The sequence below is a fragment of the Amycolatopsis orientalis genome (assembly GCF_000943515.2).
In the GTDB taxonomy this organism is placed as follows: Bacteria; Actinomycetota; Actinomycetes; order Mycobacteriales; family Pseudonocardiaceae; genus Amycolatopsis; species Amycolatopsis orientalis.
Map to the genome: position 1 here is coordinate 3,642,384 of NZ_CP016174.1, position 22,907 is coordinate 3,665,290.

Consider the following 22,907-nt stretch of genomic DNA (forward strand, 5'->3'; position numbering starts at 1 on the left):
CAGTGATCGTGTCGGTATGCCTGCGCAAGGATCGACCGCGGACGCGATTTCGCTACCGGCGATCGCGCCGATACGAAGAACTGTCCTTGTTTTGGCCGGTCTTTCGGTGGATTCCGCCGAGAAGTCGGCATGGCGGGAATTTCGGCAACGGACAAAACGAGGACAAGGAATCGCGATCCGCAACATGATGGCCGGGTCGCTCGATTACCGGGTATTCGAACCGTGAACGCCCGGGAGAGAGCATGGGAATCGCCACTGGAGCCGCGAGTGAGGGGAACAGCGCGACCAGCGCCCTGATCGTCGCCGTGATCATCGTCGTGTACCTCGGCTACTCCGCCTTCAAGAGACACGGTTTCCGGCCGCGGCGCGTGGAAACGACGTTGAGCGGGCAGCAGCTGCGGCACGTCTTCAAGAAAAAGGTCGCGAGGAACGGCTGGTCGATCGCGGACGACGGAAATCCGATGATCGCCGAGTCCGCCATGCCCGCCGGAATCCGGCAGCAGATCTCCCTGCGGATTTCCGAGGCGAATGGGCGCACGATCGGTGAAGTGGCCGCGATCCTCCACGAGAAGAAGGCTTTCGGTGGCACTGCGAAGGCATACACCCTGCGATGGCGGATGAACGCCTTCATCGCGCAGGTCCGGCGGCTCGATTCCAGTGCGAAAGTGATGGGCTGACCCGATGACGACCATCGACACCCGCCCGGTCGCCGACGACGTCAAGGGCTACACCACCTTGCGGACCGCGCCGCGCCCGTCGGGCCGGATGACCAAGGAGGTCCTCGATCCGCTCGTCGTCGCGGCGAAGACCGGGGATCCGGCTGCGGTCCACGCGTTGCTGGCCGTCGTGAAGCCGGCGCTGGTGCGCTACTGCCGCGCGCGCATGGGCGGCCGCGATCTTTCGTATCTGTCGGCCGACGACGTCGCGCAGGAAGTCTGCCTCGCGGTGTTCAAGATGCTGCCGTCGTACGAAGACCGGGGCGGCTCGTTCATCTACCTCGTCCGGGCGATCGCGGCGAACAAGGTCGCCGACGCCTTCCGCGCCGTGTCCCGTGACCGGTCCGATCCCGTACCGGAACTGCCGGAGGCAGGCCCGGTCAGCAACGAACCGGAGAGCCACCTGCTCGGCGTCGACCTCGGCGTCCGGCTCGGCAAGCTGGTCGCCACGCTTCCGCGACTGCAGCAGGAAGTGCTCACCCTGCGGATCGTCGTCGGCATGACGGCCACCGAGACCGCGGCCGCCCTCGGGCTCAGCCCGGGGAACGTGCGGGTCAAGCAGCACCGGGCGCTGGTGAAGCTCCGCGAACTGGCACAGCGGGAGGAGGACTTCTGAGGCTGGTCGGTACAGCTGGTCGTGAGTGGTAAGTGTCGTTCTAACGACACTTACCACTCACGACCAGCTGTGGGCTATTCCAAGGTGGGATCGCCCCAGGCCAGTTCCGGCAGCCACTTGGCGTCGGTGGTGCCCTGGCGGTGGAACTCCAGCCGCAGTGTCAGCACGCCGGTGACGTCGACGTCGATCGTCGCCGGTTTCCCCAGTGCCACCTTGATCTCGGGCGAAGGTCTTCCGTCGAGGAGAACGCGGAAGTGTCCTACCTGGAAGGGTTCGACGGCGTCGTCGAGGACGCCGGCCACCGCGGTCAGCCTTCGGTAGGCCATTCCGAGGTCGACCTCGACGAAGGCGAGTCGCTCCGCCGCCCGCAAGACGATGCTGTCCGTGTAGTGCACATCGTTGATCCGCGCCCCCTCCGTCCTGACCTGCGGGCTGCAGGCCCGCCAGGGCACGCCGGTCGCGAGCGAACACCGGCGGGGGCCGGCCGCGCTCACCGAGCCGCCGCGCCATGGCCCGCGCTCGGGCCGTTGATGCCGGGCCCTGCCGGTGATCGCGGCCAGCAGGTCCTCCACGCCCTCCTCGGTGAACGCCTCGATGGGGTATCTCGTGGTGGAGTAGGGGTTGAGGAAGTTCGGGATGTCCTCGATGGACTGCTGGGGGAACACGACCGGGAGCACCCGCTTGATCTCGCGGCCGAGGTCCCGGGTCAGCCGGTCACGGATCCGCGCGGCCTCGAACTGGGACCCCCGCCCTTCGTCGGGCGCCGCCGTTCCCTCGGCACGGCGTTTGTATTCCGGAGAAGCGACGACCACTACGAAATTCGCCGTGTCGAGGTGCTCCAACGCCCACAAAGACCAGTCCCGACGTTCACCGTCGTCCCATTGGTCGAGGTGTACTTCCAGGCCGATCCTGCTGTGCAGGAAATCCGCGAAGAGGCGGACCCGCTCCTTGTGTTCCGGTGAATCGTGTGCGTAAGTGACGAACACGTGCGGCGCCTCGTTGTCGGCCATCGGCACTCCTGGCTTGAGAAGGGAACGCGGGTGGGTCGCATTGTTGACGATCGCGCGCGCGGGCGCACCCTTTGTCGTTCGCTTGTCACCTTTCTGTCTTTTCCGGGTACGCGGGTGTCCAGGACGGTCTTCGCGGCGCGGCCGTGTCCAGTTTTTGTCGTGTTTTTGTACCTTTTTCGACGGCGTCGTCGACCCCTACGATCAGGGCTGTCCAGCAGGTCGGGGTGTGAAGGAGCAAGGGCGCTCGTGTACGAGTACCACCTGTTCATCAGTTACCGCCGTGGCGGAGGTGACGCCCCGGACTGGGTGCGGAATCACTTCCACCCACGGCTGCAGAGACTTCTGGACGACAATGTCGACTATGACGTCAAGATATTTCTGGACGACAGTGTTCCCATCGGCGGCAAATGGCCACAGGAGGTTCGAGACGCGTTGCAGCGCACTCGGATACTGATCCCCGTTTGTTCGCCGAAGTACTTCCGCGACGAGTGGTGTCTCGCCGAATGGCACACGATGGCGAAACGGGAGGAACTCGTCGTGCGGGACGGCTCGGTGAAGGCGGGCAGGCTGATCTACCCAGTGATCTTCAGCGACTCCGAAAACTTTCCGAACTATGCCCACGAACGGCGGATGCGCAGTTTCCGGAGCTGGAATCAGCCGCATCCTCAGTACCAGAACACCGATGAGTACCTCGACTTCAACCGTGAGATGGAGCGGATGGTCCAGGAGCTGGTGGAGATCATCGACCAGGCGCCGAAGTGGCGTCCTGATTGGCCGGTCGAGACACCGCCGCCCGACCAGCCCAAGCCGCCGAAGCTGCCGAGGTTCTGACCCATGCCGGGAACCGTGGTCACCTTCTACTCCTACAAGGGCGGCGTCGGGCGGAGTTTCACGCTGGCCAACATCGCCGTCCTCCTTGCCCGGTGGGGGCATCGGGTGTTGTGTTTGGACTGGGATCTCGAGGCGCCCGGTCTGGACGCCTACTTCCGGCCGATGATGAGCGCGGCCCCGTCGGGTGGCGTCGTGGATCTGATCGACGACTTCCTCGTCGGCAGGCTGCGCCCCGGCGCGCACACGACCCGGCTTCGCGGCGCCGAAAAGCTCGACGTCATCACCGCGGGCCGTGCCGACGCCGCCTATGCCGGGCGAGTGCAGAAGCTCGATTGGGAGTCGCTCTACGAGCAGGGCTTCGGAGACTATCTCGAACGGTGCCGTGAACAGTGGACGGCCGAGTACGACTACATCCTCATCGACAGCCGGACGGGGATCTCCGACATCGGGGGCATCTGCACCGCCCACCTCCCGGACCGGCTCGTCGTCCTGTTCACGGCGAACGTGCAGAGCATGAAGGGCGCGGTCGACATCGCCGAACGCGCCAACGTCGCTCGTGACCGCATGCCCTATGACCGGCCACAGCTGCCCGTCCTGCCGGTGCTGTCGAGATTCGACGCCCGCGAGGAGTACGCGCGCTCCGAGGAGTGGCGGCGCATCTGCCTCGAAGAGACCAAGGGCCTGTTCCGCAACTGGCTCGACCGCGATGTCTCGCCCGATGTGATGTCCCGTCATCTGACGTTGCCTTACGTCTCCTACTGGACCTTCGGCGAGCAGCTCCCGGTGGTCAAGGAACTCAACCCGACCGCGGATCAGATCAGTTTCGCGCTGGAAACGGTCGCGGCGGTGGTCGCGCACGACTTCGACCGCACGGACCTGCTCGCCGAGAACCGGGACGCCTACGTCGCCGCGATCCGCGCGGAGAAGAGCACGTTCGCCTATGACGTCCGGATCAGCACGCCGCGGCCCGCGAAGAACCTCGCCGACGACCTCATGAAGTACCTGGGAGAACTCGGTGCATCGCCGGTGTTGTCGTTGTCCGGGGAGCGGTCCCTGCTCGGGAAGGCGGACGACGCGAGGCATCTGTGCCTGCTCGTCGACGGCGAAGTCAGCCGGTGGCAATCGGCCGAGGTCGAGCTGTTCCTCCACCGGACCCTGGGCCAGAACCGCAGGGTGATTCCCGTGCTCACCGAGGACACCGATCCGAACACCCTGCCGGGCTACGTCGGCAACCTGAGACACCTCCGGCTCGGCCCCTCCCGCGGCCCGGTGGAGATCGCCCGGAACCTCATGGACCAGCTAGGCGGGACCACGGCGCTGATCGAACCGGGCGATCTCGATGTCGCGGGCGTGCTCCGGCAGGCCGCGCGGGCACAGCTGCGTCCGCTGTTGTGGGGGCTGGTGGACGAGATCGTCGCCGATCTGCAGGTCGCGATCGGCGCGGGGGAGAGCGAACGGGCTCAGGAACTCGCCGAAGACCTGCTGCTGGCCACACGTTCCCGATCGACCGACACCGGGTCCGATCGGCGAGTGCTCGCGCCACCGAGTACCCGCATGGCGATCGAGTGGACTGTGCAGATCGCCGAGGCCAGGGCGACGCGGCACGGATTCAGCGGATTTCTCGATCAGTAGACCTTGACGGCCGTTCTGGCAGGCAACGAAGCTACGGAAGGATCACGGATGACGGATCGCTTGGGACAGAAGCAGACCGCGGCGATGCTCGCGCTGATGGTCATCGCGCGGGAGGTGCCCAACCCGGAACTCCGGGATATCGTGGGCTTTCCGCTGGACGGCCAGGATCGCACCAAGCTCAACAAGCTCGATCTGGTCACCAGCGAGCGCAGCAGTGTCCTCCGCGGACGGCCCTTCGTCCACGAGCTGACCGAGCGCGGCTGGGCCTGGTGCGAGGAGGAGCTGAGCGTCGGAGAGGCGCCACTGCCCCGAAGCAGTTTGGGCAGTGCGCTGTATGTCCTGCTCGGCGGGCTCGAAAGGCACCTCCGGCGCGAAAAACTCCGGCTGGTCGACCTCTTCATGCCCGAAGTCGAACTGACCGCCGAGGAGATCGAGAGCCGGATCCGGATCGCCTACCGCAAACTGTCCCGTACCCCGAAGGATTGGGTCGCGCTGGTGGATCTGCGGCCGATGCTCGGTGCCGCGTCCACTGTGGACGTCGACACGGTGTTGAAGGAACTCAGCCGTTCGGGACAGGCGCATCTGGTGCCGGAATCGAATCGCAAGGCGCTCACCGCCGCGGATCACGCCGCGGCCATCCGTGTCGGCGGTGAGGACAACCATCTGCTCTCGATCGAGGAGCCGTGATGGACCAGCTGACAGCGCTCGCGGCCCTGCGCTTCGACTGGGCCGACACGCCCGACCACGTATGGCGTGATTCGCCGTACCACGTCGACGGCCTGCACGCGGATGTCCTGGCGTCGTCGAGCGCGGGGATCCGCGACGCCGTGGCCAGTGACGGACCGAGCCCCATCGGGCTGGTGCTGCAAGGACAGAAGGGAGTGGGCAAGACGCACTTGCTCGGCCTTGTCCGCAAGCAGGCGCATCAGGCTCGCGGCTACTTCTTCCTCAACGACCTCACTGCGGGCGACGCATTCTGGGAGAACACCGCGGAAGCGTTGCGCAGGGGCCTGTCCAGACTCGACGAGGCGGGCGTACCCCAGCTCACCAGCTTTCTCCGCAGAGTGTGCCTTCGCGCCAGTGTCGACGCGGGCGTCACGGACAAGATCCTCACCGGGCGTGGTGTTTCACGGAGCGATGTCGACGCCTTCGTCGATGGATTGCAGACCCTGGATCGGCAGGTCGCGAGGGAGTGCGCCGACACGGCGAGGGCGCTCGTGCTCTACGCGAGCGAGGATTCGAACAAGAACTATGTCGGGGACGACTTCTTGGGCGGGTTCACCGAATCGAAGGCCGGGGACCGGAACAAGTGGGGGATCCGCTCGGATCCCAGATCCGCTTTGTTCCAGGTGAAGAACATCACGACGCTGCTCGCGCTCACCGGCCCGATCGTCATCGCCGTCGATCAGCTCGACACCTTGGTGGCCCGCTCGGCGCGGGCGTTCCAGAAAGTCAGAGACGGTGACGAGGACGGCTTGCTCGTCGCCCAGATCGCGGACGGCCTGATGGGACTGCGGGAAGTGACCAGGAGGACCATGACGGTCCTCGCCTGCTTGCCCGGTACCTGGGAGCTGCTCAAGGAAAAGGCGGCCGACACCGTTCCGGACCGTTTTCGGGAAGCCCTGATCCTGGGGCGGGTCACCGACGCCGCCGTCGGCAGGGCTCTGGTGGAGAAGCGGCTCGGAGTCGCTTACAGCGCCATGAAATTCGTGCCGCCGTACCCGACCTGGCCGGTAGCACCCGAGGCCTTCGAGGTCAGCTGGGAGGAGCTGACCCCGCGGGAGGTGTTGAAGCGGATCGGCGCGCATATCGACACCTGCCTGCGCACCGGGCGGATCACCGAGCTGACCACGTTCGACGACCAGGTGGCCCGTACGGTCACCCCACTCCGCCCGGTGATGGCCGCCGATCGGTTCGTGGAACTCGACAAGCGGTTCGAGGAGCTACGGTCCTCGGCCGAACCGTCGGCCTTGCTGGACAAGAACGCCGAGGACAAGGCGATGCCCAGACTGCTGCACGCGGCGCTCAGGGGCTGGATCACCGAAGTCGGCGACGACAACATGGAATGGGTCTGCGAGGCCAAGAACGACCGGAACGAGTTGCACGCCCGCCTCACCCACACCGTGGACGAGGCGTCCGACCTCGAAGAACACTGGGCTTTCCGGGCCATCTCGGCACCACATCACCTTGCCGTACTGCACCGCTTCCGGAAGGCACGGTCCGCCGCCGGGCTGCGGAAGGGGGTGGACAACCGGCATCTGATCCTCATCCGCAACTCGTCGTGGTCGAAAGGGCCGAAGACGCAGGAGGAACTCAAGGAGTTCGAAAAGGCAGGCGGCAAGCGGCTCAAACTGTCCGATGCGGACATTCGCACGTTCTGGGCGCTCGACAAGATGTTCGCCGAGGGGAGCCGGGAACTCCACGAATGGCTCGTCGACCGGCGCCCCGCCGGGAAGTCGGAACTTCTGTCGGCCGTTCTCCCCGAGCCGCTTCCGCGATCCCGGCCAGGACCCGGTTCCGCTTCCGACGGAGAACCGCCGCCGTCCGTCGAAGGCGAGATCACCATCGGCACCGTGGTCGGCAGCGGGAAACCGGTCCGGATCGAACTGTCCGCGCTGCGCAAGCATGCCGCGATCTTCGCGGGATCGGGGTCCGGCAAAACGGTGCTGCTGAGGCGGATCGTGGAAGAGTGCGCGTTGCAGGGCGTCTCGGCGATCGTGCTGGATCCGAACAACGACCTCGCGCGGCTCGGTGACGCCTGGCCGGACCAGCCGTCGGCGTGGGGGCCGGGTGACGCGCGGCTCGCCGAGCGGTACCTGGCCGAGACCGACGTCGTCGTGTGGACGCCGGGGCGGGCCACCGGCAGGCCGCTCGCGTTCCAGCCGCTGCCCGATTTCGCGGGGGTCCTCGACGACGAGGACGAGTTCAACGCCGCCGTCGAGGTCGCCGTGGCCACCCTCGCTCCCCAGGTCCGGCTGACCGGCAGCACGGCGAAGGCCACCGTCGGGCTGGCGGTGCTGCGGCAGGCGGTCGTGCACCACGCCCGCACCGGGTCGCGGAGCCTGCCGGAACTCATCGAAGTGCTCGAAGATCTGCCTGACGGTGTGAGCACTTTGAACGACGGGAAAAAGGTCGCCGCCGACCTGGCCGAGTGGCTGAAGGCCGCCATGGTCAACGACCCGCTCCTGGCGGGCGGCGGCGAGCCTGTCGACCCGGGTGTCCTGCTCGCTCCGGGGGAAGGAAAGCGAGCGAGGGTTTCGGTCATCAGTTTCGTCGGGCTGCCGTCGGAGCAGCAACGGCAGAACTTCGTCAACCAGCTCCAGATGGAACTTTTCGCCTGGGCCAAGAGGAATCCGGCTGGTGACCGGCCACTGGGCGCGCTCTTCGTCATGGACGAGGCGCAAATGCTCGCGGCGTCGGGCACCCTCACGGCGAGTACCCGCAGCACCATCGTGCTCGCTTCGCAGGCCCGGAAGTACGGCCTGGGACTGCTGTTCGCCACGCAGGCCCCGAAAGGCCTGCACAACCAGGTCGTCGGCAACGCGATGACGCAGTTCTTCGGCAGGCTCAACAGTCCCGCCCAGATCGCCGCGGCCAACGAACTCGCCAGGGCCAAGGGCAGCCCGGTCGACGACATCTCGCGGCTGGAACGCGCTCAGTTCTACGTGGCGGGGGAGGCGTTCGGATTCCAGCGGGTGACCACCCCGCTGTGCCTCACCCACCATCCGGCCAGCCCGCTCCGCATCGAGGAAGTACTCACCCGCGCTCGCGCCGGCGCCGAGTGAAACCACAGCCCGTCCGCCTCATCAACTGTGCTCGCTGGAAAGGATTTCGCACCATGGCAGGAATCTTCATCACCGTCCAGCCCGGTGACGGTCAGGATCGCCTCCGGGGTCTCGATCGGAGTCTGCGTCACGTGTTCGGAACGGACCGGGTTCTCCGGTCGAGTGATCCCGCGTCCGTCCTGGTGGTGCCGATCGGCGCCGAAGGCCTCGACGACGGGGTCCGGCAGGAGATCGCCGAGGCGCTGCGGCTCGGGAAGAAGGTCGTCCCGGTACTCACCGAGGACGCCGTGATGCCGTCCGGGATCGCGGGGTTCTCCCGCCTGCCGTACCGGCGGCTCGGTCGCCGTACCCGGGAACAGGACATCGCGAGCCTGATCACCGAACTGATCCGCGTCGCCCCGGAACTGGGGATCGGTGTCGTCAAAGGCCTCGAAGACCTGCCGGAGTGGCTCGACTCCTGGCGCGACGAGACGCGTCCAGTACTGCCCGAGACGCTCCCGGTGCTCGGCCGGGACCGGGAGATCGACCGGTTGTGCGGGTGGCTGCACGGCGCGCCGTCGGTTCTGCCCGTGTACGCCGGAAGCCGTACCGAGGCCGCGGCGTTCGTCGCGACCGCGCTGGCCGCCCACCGGCCGGGCCTGCGAGCGGTGCGGGTGTCGAGCCAGGAAGGCTGGCGGCACTGCCGGAGCCTGGCCGCTCCCTTCGTCGCGGTGGTGGACGGCCCCGGGATCGAGGTGGACGACGCCGGCGAAGGCCACGTCGTCGTGGTGCGAGGCACCCCGGACCGGAACGGTACCGATGCCCTGGTCCTGCCCAGGATTCCCCGCGACGAGGCCGCCGAGGCGTTCGCGTCGGCCGGGGTTCCGCCCGCCGACGCGAATACCTACGCGGACGTGGCGCGGCGGAGCCTCGGCAGCCTGCGCCGACGGCTGGCCGTCGCCGGTGCTCTCCCGAAGTGGGTGAACCCGCTGGAGCGCGATCTCGCCGCACCGCTCCTGCTGATCGGCCGCTGGACGGCCGATTCGCGGCACGATCTGGAGGAGATCGCCGCGATCGCCGGCCGGGAGACCGACGAGCTCGAGCGCTTCTTCGCCAGGTCCGAGGCGGGCGACGACCCCTTGCTCGCCCGGTCCGGCGATCGGGTGCGGCTGGCGGATCCCTACGACGCCTGGACGCTGCTGCGCGGTCGGTTGAGCGCGCAGGATCTGCGGCGCTGGCACGAGGAGGCCGTCAAGGTGCTCGCGGAGCCGGAACCCGGGCGGACGTGGTCGGCGGAGCTGCGGCACGGGCTGGCGGCCAGTGCGGCGCTGCTGGCGGCCGAGGGGGAGACGACGCTGTCCGACGGCGTCGCGTGCGCCGAGCATGCCGCGCGGTTCGTCCGGGAGGTGCTCGGCCGGGCCGGCGACACCGCGGACGGCGTGCTCTGGCGGTCGCTCGCCGATGTGCTGCCGTTGCTCGCCGAAGCGGCTCCGCATGAATTCCTCGGTGCCGTCGATCGTGCGCTGACCAGCGATCCGTCGCCGATCGACGGCTCGTCCGACGGCCTCACGACGGCGTTGGAAACGGTCTGCTGGTCCGACGACGCCTTGCCGATGGTCGTGTCCCTGATGGCCGAGCTGGCGCGGCCGGACCGCGGCGCCGGCGGACAGCCGCTCGAATCCCTGATCACTCTCGTGCAGCCGTGGTATCCGTACCTCGACCTGCCCGGCGGACAGCGGACCGAGTTCGTCAAGGCGATCGGCCGCCGGACCCCGGAAACCGGCTGGCGGCTGGTCCTCGCGCTGCTGGGCGGTCCGCGGGGACATCTCCTCGCGAGTCCCCGGCGGCCCCGCGTCCGTCTCGATTGGACGGTCCCGGTGCCGCCGGCCGCCGTTCCCGACGTGGCGGAGTTCCAGGACGAACTGGTCACCGCGGCGTTGGCGGCGCTGGAGGAACGGCCCGCGCGGTGGGGCGAGTTCTTCGAGCGGCGGCGCGAGCTGAGCACGGCGCAGTGGGACCGCGTCGTGGAAGCCCTCACGCGGCTGGACGCCGACAGGCTCTCGGCGGACGAACGCCTCCTGCTGTGGAACCGGCTCACCGAACTGACCGCCGAACATCGTCACTACGCCGGTGCCGCTTGGGCGTTACCGGAAGAATTGCTGCAGTGGCTGGAATCCTGCGCCGAGATGATCGAGCCCACGGTGAACCCGGGACGGCACGTCCGGTTGTTCGGCCGTCGCCCGTATCTGGAGGGTGGCGACTCCCTCGATCAGGAGGCTCGCGAGACCGAGATCGATCGTCTCCGCCGGGACGCCGTCGGAGGAGTCCTGCGCGAACACGGTGTCGCGGGGGTGAGCGCCCTCGCCGCCGAGAGCGCGCAGCCGCGGCTGGTCGGGAGCGTCGCGGCCGCGGTGGCGGGGGAGGACATCCAGGAGGACGCGCTCGCGGTGCTGGGCCGCGAGGAATGGGCGTCCGGCTGGGTGGGGGAGATGGCACGGACGCGGGGTGAGGAGTGGTGGCAGGAGGCCGCGACACAGCTCAAGGGGCAGGACAGGCTCGTCGACTACCTCCTGGCCGTGCCCGCGGAGCACGCGTCGGCGCTCCTCGAATCCGCCGATGACGCGGTGCACGAGAGCTACTGGGCTCGTGTCGGCCCGTGGCCGCTCCCGGAAGGGCAGGAGTCGTCCTTCGTGACGCACCTCGCGCGGCGGCGGCCGTGGGCCGCGGTCGAGGCCCTCGCACTCGGCCTCCGTGCGGCCGAACCGCTCTCCCCGGCGGCGTCCCTGATCGAAGACGTGCTGCTCCAGGCGTCCGCCGACGGTATCGAGCCGCCCGACCGCAAAGCCGTCGCCCAGGTGGGCCCACTGCTGGACCAGCTGGTGGAGGCCGGGGGATCGGACGTCGCGGTCGCGCGGCTGGAGCTGCGATACCACGCGGCGCTCAAACAGCACCGGAAACCCCGGAGCCTCCTGCGGATCCTCGCCGAGAACCCGGTCGCGTTCGTCGATCTCTACACCCGGATCCATCCCGAGGACGACGATTCCCCGCGCGTCGAACTGGTCAACGCGTGGTTCGCGATCTTCGAATCGCGCACCATGCCGGGCGGGACCGCGCTCAAGGCCTGGGTCGCGCGCGCTCGCGCGGAATTCGCCGAGCGTGGCCGGGCCGAATCCGGCGACCTGGCGATCGGCACCCTGCTCGCGGGCGGGTCCGCCCGGCCGGACGGTGGCTGGCCGCCCGAGCCGGTCCGGGACATCCTGGACGTCGCCGACGGCGCGCAGCTTCGGGAAGGTTTCGCGATCGGTATGACCGTCCAGGCCGGAGACCCGGGAGAACTCGCTCAGCTCCATCGTGGCCGGGCGCGGCGGATCAACGTCGGCTGGCCGCGGGTCGCCGCGCTCCTGCGTGACCACGCGGACGACCTGACCCGTCGCGGCTAGGACACGGCTTGGGGGAGCGAATCGCCGGGTGGAGGAGTCGAGGGGCTTCTCCAGCCGGCGATTCTCCTAGGCTGAACGTCATCCGCGGTGGACAGGAGGCTGACGTGGCCGGGACGACGATGGCCGAAGTGATGGCGGAACTGGCCGCGCTCGACGATCCGAGGGCGCGCGAGGTGAACGAGAGACACGGTGACGATCACGGCGTGAACCTCGGCAAGCTGCGCGCGCTCGCCAAACGGCTGAAGACGCAGCAGGAACTCGCGCGCGAACTCTGGGAAACGGACGACACCGCGGCGAAACTGCTCGCGCTGCTGATCTGCCGTCCGAAGGCGTTCGAGCGCGCGGACCTGGACCGCATGGTGCGCGAGGCGCGCACCCCGAAGGTGCACGACTGGCTCGTGAACTACGTGGTGAAGAAGAGCCCGCACGCCGAAGAGCTGCGTCTGGCGTGGTCAGCCGATCCGGATCCGGTGGTGGCGAGCGCGGGCTGGGCGCTGACCACCGAACGTGTCGCGAAGAAACCGGACGGGCTCGACCTCGCCCGGCTGCTCGACGTCATCGAGGCGGAGCTGAAGGGCGCCCCGGATCGCCTGCAGTGGGCGATGAACCATTGCCTGGCGCAGATCGGGATCGACCACCCCGCGTACCGCGCCAGGGCCATCGACATCGGTGAGCGCCTGGAGGTGCTCAAGGACTATCCGACCCCGCCGAACTGCACGTCGCCGTACGCGCCTGTCTGGATCTCGGAGATGGTGCGGCGACAGCGGGCCTAGGAAGCGGGGGTCTCGTCCGGGTTCGGGCCGATCGCCGCTGGACTTCAGCTCAGCCGCTGGGCGGCTTCGGAGATCTCGATCCCGTTCTGCTCGGCGCACAGCGCCAGCAGGGCCGCGGCGGCGTGGCTGTCGACGTCGTGACGCGCCATGAGCGCGCCCTTGGCCTGCTCGATGGCCGCCATCTCGCGCCACAGGGACGCGCGCCATCGCGCGTCACCGATTTTCTCGTTGGTCGTCACCGATCGAGGATCGCGCACTCCCGCCCGCCCGGAAACCCGGCCCCGCCAGACCGACCAGGACGGGTGACGGGTTCCACCCCGATCGGCCCAATCCGGCGGGGTGCCTGGGTGACTCGTGAGTGGTAATGACGGTTCTAACCATCATGTACCGGAGAAGGTGTGAAGGTCGAGTTTCATCGGTTGAGCCGAGCGAAGGGGACCTTCACGGACAGCCGCTAACGAACCTACCCCCGGCGGGTATCTGAACGCCCTGGTTCTAACCGTCATTACCACTCACGAGGGGTCAGCCGAGGGCGTCTGCCTTGATGGCTTCGAACTGGGCGCCCATCCGCGCCGCGAGGGCTTCGGCCGCGCGCAACGGCCGGACCATCACCTTGAAGTCGATGATCCTGCCGTCCGTGTCGAAGGTCAGGAGGTCGCATCCGTTGATCGTCAGGCCGTCGACCGTGGCTTCGAACTCGTACACGTGGTGCGCGCCGTCCTGGATCTCGCGGATGTAGCGGAAGTCCTCGAACACGCGCATGACGCCGCGCAGGATCGCCGCGGTGATCGCCTTGCCCTGGTACGGCTTGAAGGCGACGGGGCTGGTGAAGACCACGTCGTCGGCGAGCATCGCTTCGATCGCGGCGGCGTCCTTAGCCTCGACGGCCTGGCGGAACGTGGGCATGACGATCTCCTCATAGTCAACTTGTTGAGTAGATGACGCCGAGCGTAGGTGATCGCCGCATCGGTGTCCATCAAAGTGTCTAATCAACTTTGCGACTAATACCCAGATGACTATCATCGCGTCATGGCGCTGCGGAACGCGATCCTCGCGATGCTTCTCGAAGGCGAGTCTTCCGGCTACGACCTGGCGAAGAGCTTCAACGCGTCGGTCGCCAACTTCTGGACCGCGACACCTCAGCAGCTCTACCGGGAACTGGACAAGATGGAGTCGCAGGGCCTGGTGACCGCGCGGGTCGTCGAACAGCGGCGCCGTCCGAACAAGCGGCTCTTCTCCCTGACCGCGGCCGGGGAGGCCGAACTCGCCGGATTCACCACGACGGCACCGAAACCGACCGCGATCCGTGACGAACTCCTCGTGCAGATCCAGGCTGTCGAAGCGGGCGACGATGAGGCGGTCCGGCGTGCCGTCGCGGACAGGATGGCCGCCGCCGAAGCGAAACTCAAGCGGTTCGAACGTCTCCGGGAGCGTCTGCTCGGTGAGTCCACGGAGCCGGAGTTCCTTGCCGCCGCACCCCGCGTCGGCCCCTATCTGACCCTCGCCCGAGGGATCGCGTTCGAAGAAGAGAACATTCGTTGGTGTGAAAGGGTTCTCGCCGTTCTCGAGCAGCGAGCGGCCGCGGAAGCACAGTGGAGGTGAACGGCGTGGCCGAACGAAAGCCGGGTCCGAAATTCCGTCAGGTGGTGCTGGACTGCACCGACGCCCGGGTGCTGGCCGACTTCTACCGGCGCCTGCTGGGCTGGGAATATCGCCCCGGCGACGAGCCGCCCCGGGACGGCGAGCGCGACAAGGACTGGCTGGTGCTCAGAAATCCGGACGGCGGCGTGCAGCTCGCCTTCCAGCAGGTCGATCGGCTTCCCGAAGCGAGCTGGCCGGATCCGGCCCCGGTACCGCAGCAGTTGCATCTGGACTTGACCGTGGACTCGGTCGAGGACCTCGACGCACAGCATGACAGCGTCCTCGAACTGGGTGGACGCCTCCTGTTCGACCGCAGCGACCATCCGGACGAACCGCTGCGCGTGTACGCGGACCCCGCCGGGCATCCTTTCTGTATTTTCGTTGCTTGACAGGTCTTTTCCGTCGCCGGAGGGAAGCCAGCCATGACCACCGCGCTGATCGTCGGCGACCTCCAGCGAGGCATCACGGGCGCCTACCCGTTCGCCAGGCAGGTCCTCCCGCCGATCACCGATCTGCTGCCGCGCGCCCGCGCGGCCGGCGCGCTCGTGGTGTTCGTGCGGTTCGCGATCCGGCCCAACGGTGCCGACCTGCCGCCGGGTAACGCGCTGTTCAGGTCGTTCTACGAGGCGGGGGACGCCTTCCACGAGGGCTCGGCCGGAACCGAGATCGACCTGCCGGTCGCCGAGGACGACGTCGTCGTGCTGAAACGCCGTGCCAGCGCTTTCGCCGGCACGGATCTGGACCTGGTGCTCCGGGCCGCCGGCGTCGGCGCGATCGCGATCGCCGGAGTCGCGACCAGCGCCATGGTGGTCGCGACCTGCTACGACGCGGCGGACCGGGATTACCGCGTCACCGTGCTGCGCGATGGCTGCGCCGACGGCGACCCGGCGACGCACGACTTCTTCATGGACACCGTCTTCCCCGGTCGGGGATTCGAGGTCGTGTCCTGTGCCGATTGGACGGCGAAGGCGTAAGCGGCCTGTCTGGCCGGTATCCGTCCCTTTTCCGAAGACCACGAAGCTGCCCCTCGGCGTGCCGAAAACGGCCCGAGGCGGTCAGTGGCATACGTCACGGGGGTATGCCGATTGCCCTACCCCCCTAGGGTATGTAGGGTCGTTGTCGGAAGGTCGCGATGCGCGGATACGCGCAAGAAACCCGGAGGAGAACCACGATGAGCGAGACCACCTACACCGTCACCGGCATGACCTGCGGCCACTGCGTCAGCTCGGTCACCGAAGAGGTCGGGAAGATCGGCGGCGTCACGGATGTCCGTGTCGACCTGCCGACCGGCGCGGTGACCGTCATCAGTTCCCAGGAACCCGAGGTCGCCGAAGTGCGTGCGGCCGTCGAAGAAGCCGGCTACGAGCTGACCGCCTGACTCGCGGGACGGCTCCCTGACAGCGGGCCGCACAGGCCCGTACTAAGGACTTCACGATGAACACAGCAGCGAAGCTTTCCGCCTACGGTGTGGCACTCGCCCTGGTCGCCGGTGGCGCCTGGGCCGCCGGCACCGCTGTCGGTCCTTTCGCCGGCGCCGCCGGCCTGCCCGGCGGCGAGGACGCCGGGCATGGGGACGCTCACAGCGGCACCGTCGCGGAGGCAGCGCGGACCGAAGAGCCCGGCGGGCTCGCGTCGTCCAGGGGCGGCTACACCCTCACGCCCACCACCACGACGCTCACGCCGGGGACGACCCAGCCCTTCTCCTTCAAAATCCTCGGACCCGACGGCGCGCCGGTCACCGGCTACGACGTCGAGCACGAGAAGCGGATGCACCTCATCGTCGTCCGCCGCGACACCGCCGGCTTCCAGCACGTGCATCCCGAACTGGGGGCGGACGGCGTGTGGACGGTGCCGCTCGCGCTGCCGGAAGCGGGCTCCTACCGGGTTTTCGCCGACTTCAAACCCTCGGGCGGGACGGCCACGACGCTCGGCGTCGACGTCGCCGCGGCCGGGGACTTCAGGCCGGTCGACCATCGGCCTTCGCGCGTCGCGAACGTCGACGGTTACCAGGTCCGGCTGGACGGCGACCTGGCGCCGGGCCGGTCGTCGAAGGTGACCTTGACGGTGACCAAAGACGGCCGGGAAGTGACCGACTTGCAGCCCTACCTCGGCGCCTACGGGCATCTGGTGGCGCTGCGCGGCGGCGACCTCGCCTACCTCCACGTCCACCCGGACGGCGAACCCGGCGACGGCCGCACCGCGCCAGGACCCGGCATCACCTTCTTCGCCGAAGTCCCGTCGGACGGCCTTTACCGGCTGTTCCTGGACTTCCGGCACCAGGGGAAGGTCCGCACCGCGGAGTTCACCGTCGCCACCGTGACCACCCCGGCCCAGCCTCCGGCGCAAGAACCCGGGCACGGCGGGCATGGCGGACACGGCTGATCGCGCGAAAGGGAGGGATCACCATGACAACCGACGTCGACGAGGCGCGGACCACCGAAGTCGAACTCGCGATCACCGGCATGACCTGCGCGTCCTGCGCCATGCGCATCGAGCGCAAACTGAACAAACTCGACGGGGTCACCGCGACGGTCAACTACGCCACGGAGAAGGCCAAGGTCACCTATCCGGCGGGCCTCGAGCCGCAGCGGCTGATCGAGCAGGTGGAGGCGGCCGGTTACGCGGCCGCCGTCCCGGCCCCCGCGAAGACGGCCGACCCGGACGAGCCCCGTGAAGAGGCCGACCCGATCACGCCGTTGCGGCAGCGGCTGATCGGTTCGGCGGTGCTTTCCGTACCGGTGATCCTGCTGGCGATGGTGCCCGCCCTCCAGTTCACCTACTGGCAGTGGATCTCGCTGACATTGGCCGCGCCGGTGCTGGTGTGGGCGGCATGGCCGTTCCACAAGGCGGCGTGGGCGAACCTGCGCCACGGCGCGGCCACCATGGACACGCTGATCTCGATGGGCACCCTGGCCGCGTTCCTGTGGTCGTTGTACGCCCTGCTGTTCGGGACGGCGGGAACGCCGGGGATGACGCACGCCTTCGAGCTCACCGTGCGGCGGATGGCCGGTGACGGCAACATCTACCTCGAAGTCGCCGCCGGCGTCACGACGTTCATCCTCGCCGGGCGCTATTTCGAGGCCCGCTCCAAGCGGCGGGCGGGTGCCGCGCTGCGGGCGCTGCTGGAGCTGGGCGCGAAGGACGTCGCGGTCCTCCGTGACGGCAAGGAAGTGCGTGTCCCGGTCGACCAATTGGCCGTGGGGGACGAGTTCGTGGTGCGGCCCGGCGAGAAGATCGCCACCGACGGCGTCGTCGCCGAAGGCAGTTCCGCGGTCGACGCGAGCATGCTGACCGGGGAGAGCGTCCCGGTCGAGGTCGGCCCCGGTGACGCGGTGGTCGGCGCGACGGTCAACGCGGGCGGCAGGCTCGTCGTCCGCGCGACGCGGGTCGGCACGGATACGCAGCTGGCGCAGATGGCGAAGCTGGTGGAGGACGCCCAAACCGGGAAGGCGCAGGTCCAGCGGCTGGCGGACCGGGTCTCGGCGGTGTTCGTGCCGGTCGTGATCGCGCTCGCCGTCGGCACACTGATGTTCTGGCTCGGCGCGGGCGGCTCGGTCGCGGCGGCGTTCACCGCGGCGGTCGCCGTGCTGATCATCGCCTGCCCGTGCGCGCTGGGCCTGGCGACGCCGACCGCGCTGCTCGTGGGCACCGGTCGCGGGGCGCAGCTCGGAATCCTGATCAAGGGCCCGGAAGTGCTGGAATCGACCCGTGCCGTGGACACGGTCGTCCTCGACAAGACCGGCACCGTGACCACGGGGCAGATGTCGCTGGTGGCCGTCCACGTCGCCGAAGGCGTCGACACCGACGAGACCCTGCGGCTGGCGGGCGCGCTGGAAGACGCGTCCGAACACCCGATCGCGCAGGCCATCGCCCGCGCGGCGCGGGAGCGCACCGGGGACCTCCCGGGTGTCGAGGAGTTCACCAACGTCGAAGGCCTTGGGGTGCAAGGGATCGTCGACGGCAAAGCGGTACTGGCCGGGCGCTCCGCCTTGCTGGAGGAGTGGGCGCATCACCTGCCGGAGGACCTCGCCGAGGCGAAGGCCGCCGAGGAGAAGGAAGGCCGCACCGCGGTCGTCGTCGGCTGGGACGGGAAGGCCCGCGCCGTTCTCGTCGTCGCCGACACGGTCAAGCCGACCTCGGCCAAGGCCATCACGCGGCTGCGCGCCCTCGGGCTGACCCCGGTCCTGCTCACCGGTGACAACGAGGCCGTGGCCCGCGCGGTGGCGGCGGAGGTGGGCATCACCGAGGTGATCGCGGAGGTCCTGCCGAAGGACAAGGTCGACGTGGTCAAGCGCTTGCAGGGCGAAGGCAAGGTGGTCGCGATGGTCGGGGACGGCGTCAACGACGCGGCCGCGCTGGCCCAGGCCGACCTCGGGCTGGCGATGGGCACCGGCACGGACGTCGCCATCGAGGCGTCGGACCTCACCCTCGTCCGCGGGGATCTGCGGTCGGCGGTGGACGCGATCCGGCTTTCCCGGCGGACGCTGCGCACCATCAAGGGCAATCTGTTCTGGGCCTTCGCCTACAACGTCGCGGCGCTGCCACTGGCCGCGGCGGGGCTGCTCAACCCGATGATCGCCGGTGCCGCGATGGCGTTCAGCTCGGTCTTCGTGGTCACGAACAGCCTGCGGCTGAAGGGATTCCGCGGCACGGCGAGCTGATCGCGCCTTGGCCGGTTCGCAAGCCTCGTGAGTGGTAATGACGGTTCTAACCGTCATTACCACTCACGAGCTAGACCAGCGGGATTCCCCACGCCTCCGCCACCCGGCCCGGCGTCAGCACCGAATCCGGTGGGCCCGCGTCGACGAGGTGGCCGTCCCGCAACAGAAGACAGTGATCCGCCCGGCGGGCGACGGTGAGGTCGTGGGTGACGCGCAGGATCGTGGTGCCCTCGTCGAGCGCGGCCCGCAGCGCCTCGTCGATCATGGTCCGGGCATGCAGGTCCAGACCGGCCGACGGCTCGTCGAGCAGCAGGAGCCCCGCCCGCTGCGCGAGTCCTTGTGCCACCAGTGCCCGCTGACGCTGCCCGCCGGACAAGGTGCCGAGCATCCTGTGCGCGATCGACGTGATGTCCAGTCGTGCCATGCATTCCTCGACCACCTCACGGTCCAGGGCGGTCAGCCGCCGCCAGGGGCCGCGGTGCGCCCACCGGCCCATGGTGACGGTGGCGCGCACGGTGATCGGGAGCGTCTGGGAGACCTCGCTCTGCTGGGTCACGTAGGCGACGCGGCGGGGATCCCGGAGGCCGACCGACCCGGCGGTCGGCGGCAGCACCCCGGCGACGACGTTGAGCAGGGACGACTTACCCGCTCCGTTCGCCCCGACGACCGCGGTGAGACGCCCGTGCGGCACCTCGGCGGTGACCCCGCACAGCACCTCCCGGTGGCCGTAGTGCGCGTGGACGCCGTCGAGTGTGAGGACCGTTGTGTCCGATTTCATCCCACCTCATTCAGATAATGACAATCATTGCCATTATAGTGATCCGCGTGGAGTGGTTACTGGTCCCCTTCGAGGTGTCGTTCGTGCAGCGAGCGCTCGTGGCGGGGGTGCTCGTGTCGGTGGTGTGCGCGATCGTGGGCACCTGGGTGGTGTTGCGGGGCATGGCCTTCATCGGCGACGCCATGTCGCACGGCATGTTGCCCGGCGTGGCGATCGCTTCGCTGACCGGCGTGAACCTGCTGATCGGCGCGGCGGTCAGCGCCGGGGTGATGGCGCTCGGCGTCACGGCCCTCGGCCGGTCGAGGCGGTTGTCGGAGGACACCACCATCGGGCTCCTGTTCGTGGGCATGCTCGCGAGCGGCGTGATCATCGTTTCGCATTCACGGTCGTTCGCGGTCGACCTCACCGGGTTCCTCTTCGGTGACGTGCTCGCCGTCGGTTCCGCCGATCTGGTGGGCTTGGTGATCACGCTGGCCGTCGTGGCGGTGGTGGCATTGCTGGGACACCGCTCGTTCACCGCGCTCACCTTCGACATCCGCAAGGCGCACACCCTGGGCCTGCGCCCGCGGTTGGCCAACGCCGTGCTGCTGGCGCTGGTCACGCTGACGATCGTCGCCTCGTTCCGCGTGGTGGGGACGCTGCTGGTGTTCGGCCTGCTCATCGCACCCGCGGCGGCGGCGCTCTTCTGGTCGCGGCGGATCACCACGATCATGTTCGTCGCGGCGCTGCTGGGGGTCGCGGCCACGGTCGGCGGCCTGCTCGTTTCGTGGCACTGGGGCACCGCGGCGGGCGCGACCATCGCCGCCGGCGCGGTACTGGTGTTCTTCCTCTCTGCGTTCCTTTCCTTCGCGCGACAGCGCTTCCGTTCCTTGACCCTGGAGACCGAGCGTTCACGATGAGACTCAACAAGAGCCGGGTGGCGGCGATCCTCGCGGTCACGGCGGTGGCCATGACGGCGTGCGGCGGTGAGCCGCAGAAGAACGTTCCCGCGGAGACGCCGCACGGCTATGTCGAAGGTGCCGAGGAAGCCGCCGAGGCACAGTCACGGTTGATCGTCGCGGACACCGCGTCGGGCGCCGTGCGCGTGGTGGACCTGATCACCGAAGAGGTGCACGAAACCGGTCGCGTGGACGGCGTGCGCGCCCTCACCGGCGACGGGCGATTCGGTTATCTGACCGGTGGTGACGGTTCGGTCCGCGTGGTCGACAGCGGCGCCTGGATGGTCGATCACGGCGACCACGTGCACTACTACCGCGCGAAGCCCCGGGAAGTCGGTGTGGCGCCCGGGAAACAACCGCTGAGCGCGTACAGCGATCCGGTGGCTTCCGCGGTGTCCTTTTCGGACGGTACGGCGGTCGTGCTCGACCGGGCTTTGCTGGACAAGGGATCCGTCGCCGAACTGGGCAGGATCGTGCGTGAACCCCATGACGGCGTCGCCGTCCCTTATGGCAAGCAGATCCTGGCTTCGGTGGCGGACCCCGGTACGAAGTACGGGAACCGGGTGCGGGTCCATGACCGGCAAGGGAAACCGGTGGCGGAGATCGGCCAGCCGTGTCCGGAACTGCGGGGCCAGGCGGTGACCCGGCGGGGTGTCGTGTTCGGCTGCGCGGACGGCGCGTTGCTGGTCACGGAAAAGGACGGCGCCTTCACCGGCGAGAAGATCCCGTACCCGCCGGAGGCGGCCGCACGGGAACGTGCCACCGGTTTCTCCCACCGGCCGGGCGGTACCACGCTCGTGGCCAAGGCCGGGGACGGCGGCGTGTGGTCGCTGGACGTCGGCCGCCGGACCTGGCGGTACCTCGAGACCGGGCCGGTCGCCGCGGTGAACGCGGTGGGGGAGGGCGGCCCCGTCCTGGTGCTGAGCCGGGACGGGAAACTGCGTGCCTTCGACGGCGCCACCGGGAAGGAGCAGGCGCAGATCCCTTTGCTGCCACCCGAAGCGGCCGCGGCCGCCACTCCCTCCGTGCAGGTCGACACGACGCGGGCGTACGTCAACAACCCGCATTCCGGAGAGGTGTACGAAATCGACTACAACGACAACCTCCGTCGCGCCAGGACACTGAAGGTCGAGGGCAAGGCCGCCTTCATCGTGGAGACGGGCCGATGAACCGCCGCGTGCTCGCGCTGCTCGCCGCCGTGCTGCTGGCGGTCGCCGGATGCTCCGGGAGCGGCGGGGGAGGGAAGTCCGTCGTCGTCACCACGAACATCCTCGGCGACATCACCCGCAACATCGTGGGGGACCAGGCCGGGGTGACCGTGTTGATGAAACCGAACGCCGACCCGCATTCGTTCGGCATCTCCGCGCAGCAGGCGGCCGAAGTCGAACGCGCCGGGTTGATCGTCTACAACGGACTCGGCCTCGAAGAGGGCATGCTGCGCACAGTGCGCACCGCGGAGGAGAACGGGGTGCCGTCGCTTCCCGTGGGAGAACGGGCGAATCCGATCGGCTATCCGGGAGGCGCGGCGGATCCGCACTTCTGGACCGACCCGGGACGGGTGCGCGAGGCGGTGAAGCTGATCGCCGACCAGATCGTCGCCCATGTCGGCGGCGTCGACGAGGCGGTGATCCGGGCCAACGCCGACCGCTACGGCCGCGAGATCGCGGCACTCGACGCCACGATGACCGAGAGGTTCGGGGCTATCCCGCCGGACCGCCGGAAACTGGTCACCAACCACCATGTCTTCGGTTACCTCGCCCAGCGTTACGGGTTCGAGGTCGTCGGCGCGGTGATCCCCGGCGGCACGACCCTCGCCTCACCCAGCCCCTCGGATCTGAAGGCGCTGGCCGACACCGTGCGCTCGGCCGGTGTGCCGGTCATCTTCGCGGACTCCTCCCAGCCCGACAAGCTCGCGCGGGTCCTGGCCGAGCAGGCCGGTCTGCACGTGGCGGTGACCTCGTTGTTCTCGGAATCGCTCAGCGAACCCGGGCAGGGCGCGGCCACCTATCTGGACATGATGCGCGCCAACACCGAGTCGATCGCCACCGGCTTGACGCGCCCCTGAACGACTTGGCCCTGAATGACTTGGCACAGAAGAAAGGTGCAG

At 68.6% G+C, this 22,907-nt stretch carries 22 protein-coding genes; 18 read left to right on the forward strand and 4 right to left on the reverse strand.

From position 1 onward, the window contains the following. Positions 1-16 precede the first annotated feature (16 nt). Genes SD37_RS43120 through shbA form a run of 3 tightly spaced genes read left to right on the forward strand, consistent with a single transcriptional unit; the run spans position 17 to position 1,332 of the window. Complete coding sequence (locus tag SD37_RS43120; RefSeq protein ID WP_167369643.1) at positions 17-226, forward strand: hypothetical protein; 210 nt, start codon at positions 17-19, stop codon at positions 224-226. A gap of 16 nt (positions 227-242) precedes the next feature. Continuing rightward, positions 243-677: a hypothetical protein gene (locus tag SD37_RS43125; protein WP_044850678.1), complete on the forward strand. Its 435-nt coding sequence runs from the start codon at positions 243-245 to the stop codon at positions 675-677. Positions 678-681: 4 nt separating this feature from the next. After that, positions 682-1,332 (forward strand): RNA polymerase sigma factor ShbA, encoded by a 651-nt coding sequence (gene shbA, locus SD37_RS16395; protein WP_044850677.1) that lies wholly within the window; start codon positions 682-684, stop codon positions 1,330-1,332. A 74-nt stretch (positions 1,333-1,406) separates the two neighbouring features. On the opposite strand, the gene SD37_RS16400 is transcribed toward shbA, so the two are convergent. Beyond that, the gene (locus SD37_RS16400) at positions 1,407-2,342 is read right to left on the reverse strand and encodes an SEFIR domain-containing protein (protein WP_065912847.1); all 936 of its coding nucleotides are present in this window, start codon (positions 2,340-2,342) and stop codon (positions 1,407-1,409) included. Positions 2,343-2,588: 246 nt separating this feature from the next. On the opposite strand from SD37_RS16400, the gene SD37_RS16405 reads away from it, so the two are divergent. From SD37_RS16405 to SD37_RS16430, 6 genes are all read left to right on the forward strand, one after another. After that, positions 2,589-3,173 (forward strand): TIR domain-containing protein, encoded by a 585-nt coding sequence (locus SD37_RS16405; protein ID WP_044850676.1) that lies wholly within the window; start codon positions 2,589-2,591, stop codon positions 3,171-3,173. A gap of 3 nt (positions 3,174-3,176) precedes the next feature. Then, on the forward strand, positions 3,177-4,805 hold the full coding sequence (locus SD37_RS16410) for a KGGVGR-motif variant AAA ATPase (RefSeq protein ID WP_044850675.1): 1,629 nt from the start codon (positions 3,177-3,179) through the stop codon (positions 4,803-4,805). 48 nt (positions 4,806-4,853) lie between these two features. Then, a complete protein-coding gene (locus SD37_RS16415; RefSeq protein WP_044850674.1) occupies positions 4,854-5,492 on the forward strand; it encodes a hypothetical protein in 639 nt (212 codons plus the stop codon). Beyond that, complete coding sequence (locus tag SD37_RS16420) at positions 5,492-8,590, forward strand: helicase HerA domain-containing protein (protein ID WP_044850673.1); 3,099 nt, start codon at positions 5,492-5,494, stop codon at positions 8,588-8,590. The genes SD37_RS16415 and SD37_RS16420 overlap by 1 nt, the downstream gene beginning before the upstream one ends. 53 nt (positions 8,591-8,643) lie before the next feature. After that, positions 8,644-12,009 (forward strand): hypothetical protein, encoded by a 3,366-nt coding sequence (locus SD37_RS16425; RefSeq protein ID WP_044850672.1) that lies wholly within the window; start codon positions 8,644-8,646, stop codon positions 12,007-12,009. A gap of 104 nt (positions 12,010-12,113) precedes the next feature. After that, on the forward strand, positions 12,114-12,782 hold the full coding sequence (locus SD37_RS16430; protein WP_065912848.1) for a DNA alkylation repair protein: 669 nt from the start codon (positions 12,114-12,116) through the stop codon (positions 12,780-12,782). Between the two features lie 44 nt (positions 12,783-12,826). Here SD37_RS16430 and SD37_RS16435 read toward each other — a convergent pair whose 3' ends face one another. Beyond that, positions 12,827-13,021 (reverse strand): ANTAR domain-containing protein, encoded by a 195-nt coding sequence (locus tag SD37_RS16435; protein WP_044850670.1) that lies wholly within the window; start codon positions 13,019-13,021, stop codon positions 12,827-12,829. A gap of 283 nt (positions 13,022-13,304) precedes the next feature. Further along, positions 13,305-13,688, reverse strand: a complete 384-nt coding sequence (locus tag SD37_RS16440) for a nuclear transport factor 2 family protein (RefSeq protein ID WP_044850669.1) — start codon at positions 13,686-13,688, stop codon at positions 13,305-13,307. Positions 13,689-13,811: 123 nt separating this feature from the next. Here SD37_RS16440 and SD37_RS16445 point away from each other — a divergent pair, with 123 nt between their 5' ends. The 6 genes from SD37_RS16445 to SD37_RS16470 all read left to right on the forward strand — a co-directional run bounded on the left by SD37_RS16445 (position 13,812) and on the right by SD37_RS16470 (position 19,084). Next, a complete protein-coding gene (locus SD37_RS16445) occupies positions 13,812-14,384 on the forward strand; it encodes a PadR family transcriptional regulator (RefSeq protein WP_044850668.1) in 573 nt (190 codons plus the stop codon). 5 nt (positions 14,385-14,389) lie between these two features. Further along, complete coding sequence (locus SD37_RS16450) at positions 14,390-14,812, forward strand: VOC family protein (RefSeq protein ID WP_044850764.1); 423 nt, start codon at positions 14,390-14,392, stop codon at positions 14,810-14,812. A 33-nt stretch (positions 14,813-14,845) separates the two neighbouring features. Beyond that, the gene (locus SD37_RS16455; RefSeq protein WP_044850667.1) at positions 14,846-15,397 is read left to right on the forward strand and encodes a cysteine hydrolase family protein; all 552 of its coding nucleotides are present in this window, start codon (positions 14,846-14,848) and stop codon (positions 15,395-15,397) included. A 197-nt stretch (positions 15,398-15,594) separates the two neighbouring features. Beyond that, positions 15,595-15,801, forward strand: coding sequence for a heavy-metal-associated domain-containing protein (locus SD37_RS16460; protein WP_044850666.1), 207 nt, complete (start codon positions 15,595-15,597; stop codon positions 15,799-15,801). A 56-nt stretch (positions 15,802-15,857) separates the two neighbouring features. After that, on the forward strand, positions 15,858-16,805 hold the full coding sequence (locus tag SD37_RS16465) for a hypothetical protein (RefSeq protein WP_044850665.1): 948 nt from the start codon (positions 15,858-15,860) through the stop codon (positions 16,803-16,805). Between the two features lie 23 nt (positions 16,806-16,828). Then, positions 16,829-19,084 (forward strand): heavy metal translocating P-type ATPase, encoded by a 2,256-nt coding sequence (locus SD37_RS16470; protein WP_044850664.1) that lies wholly within the window; start codon positions 16,829-16,831, stop codon positions 19,082-19,084. A gap of 70 nt (positions 19,085-19,154) precedes the next feature. Here the strand turns inward: SD37_RS16470 and aztA are convergent, their stop codons facing one another. Next, positions 19,155-19,862, reverse strand: coding sequence for a zinc ABC transporter ATP-binding protein AztA (gene aztA, locus SD37_RS16475; protein ID WP_044850663.1), 708 nt, complete (start codon positions 19,860-19,862; stop codon positions 19,155-19,157). A 47-nt stretch (positions 19,863-19,909) separates the two neighbouring features. On the opposite strand from aztA, the gene aztB reads away from it, so the two are divergent. The 3 genes from aztB to aztC are packed head-to-tail and all read left to right on the forward strand — an operon-like array spanning position 19,910 to position 22,865. After that, entirely contained in the window at positions 19,910-20,761 is an 852-nt protein-coding gene (gene aztB / locus SD37_RS16480; RefSeq protein ID WP_044850763.1) for a zinc ABC transporter permease AztB, read from the forward strand. Further along, a complete protein-coding gene (locus SD37_RS16485; RefSeq protein WP_044850662.1) occupies positions 20,758-21,969 on the forward strand; it encodes a WD40 repeat domain-containing protein in 1,212 nt (403 codons plus the stop codon). Before aztB ends, SD37_RS16485 begins: the two co-directional genes overlap by 4 nt. Continuing rightward, complete coding sequence (gene aztC, locus SD37_RS16490) at positions 21,966-22,865, forward strand: zinc ABC transporter substrate-binding protein AztC (protein WP_044850661.1); 900 nt, start codon at positions 21,966-21,968, stop codon at positions 22,863-22,865. The genes SD37_RS16485 and aztC overlap by 4 nt, the downstream gene beginning before the upstream one ends. Positions 22,866-22,907: the final 42 nt, after the last annotated feature.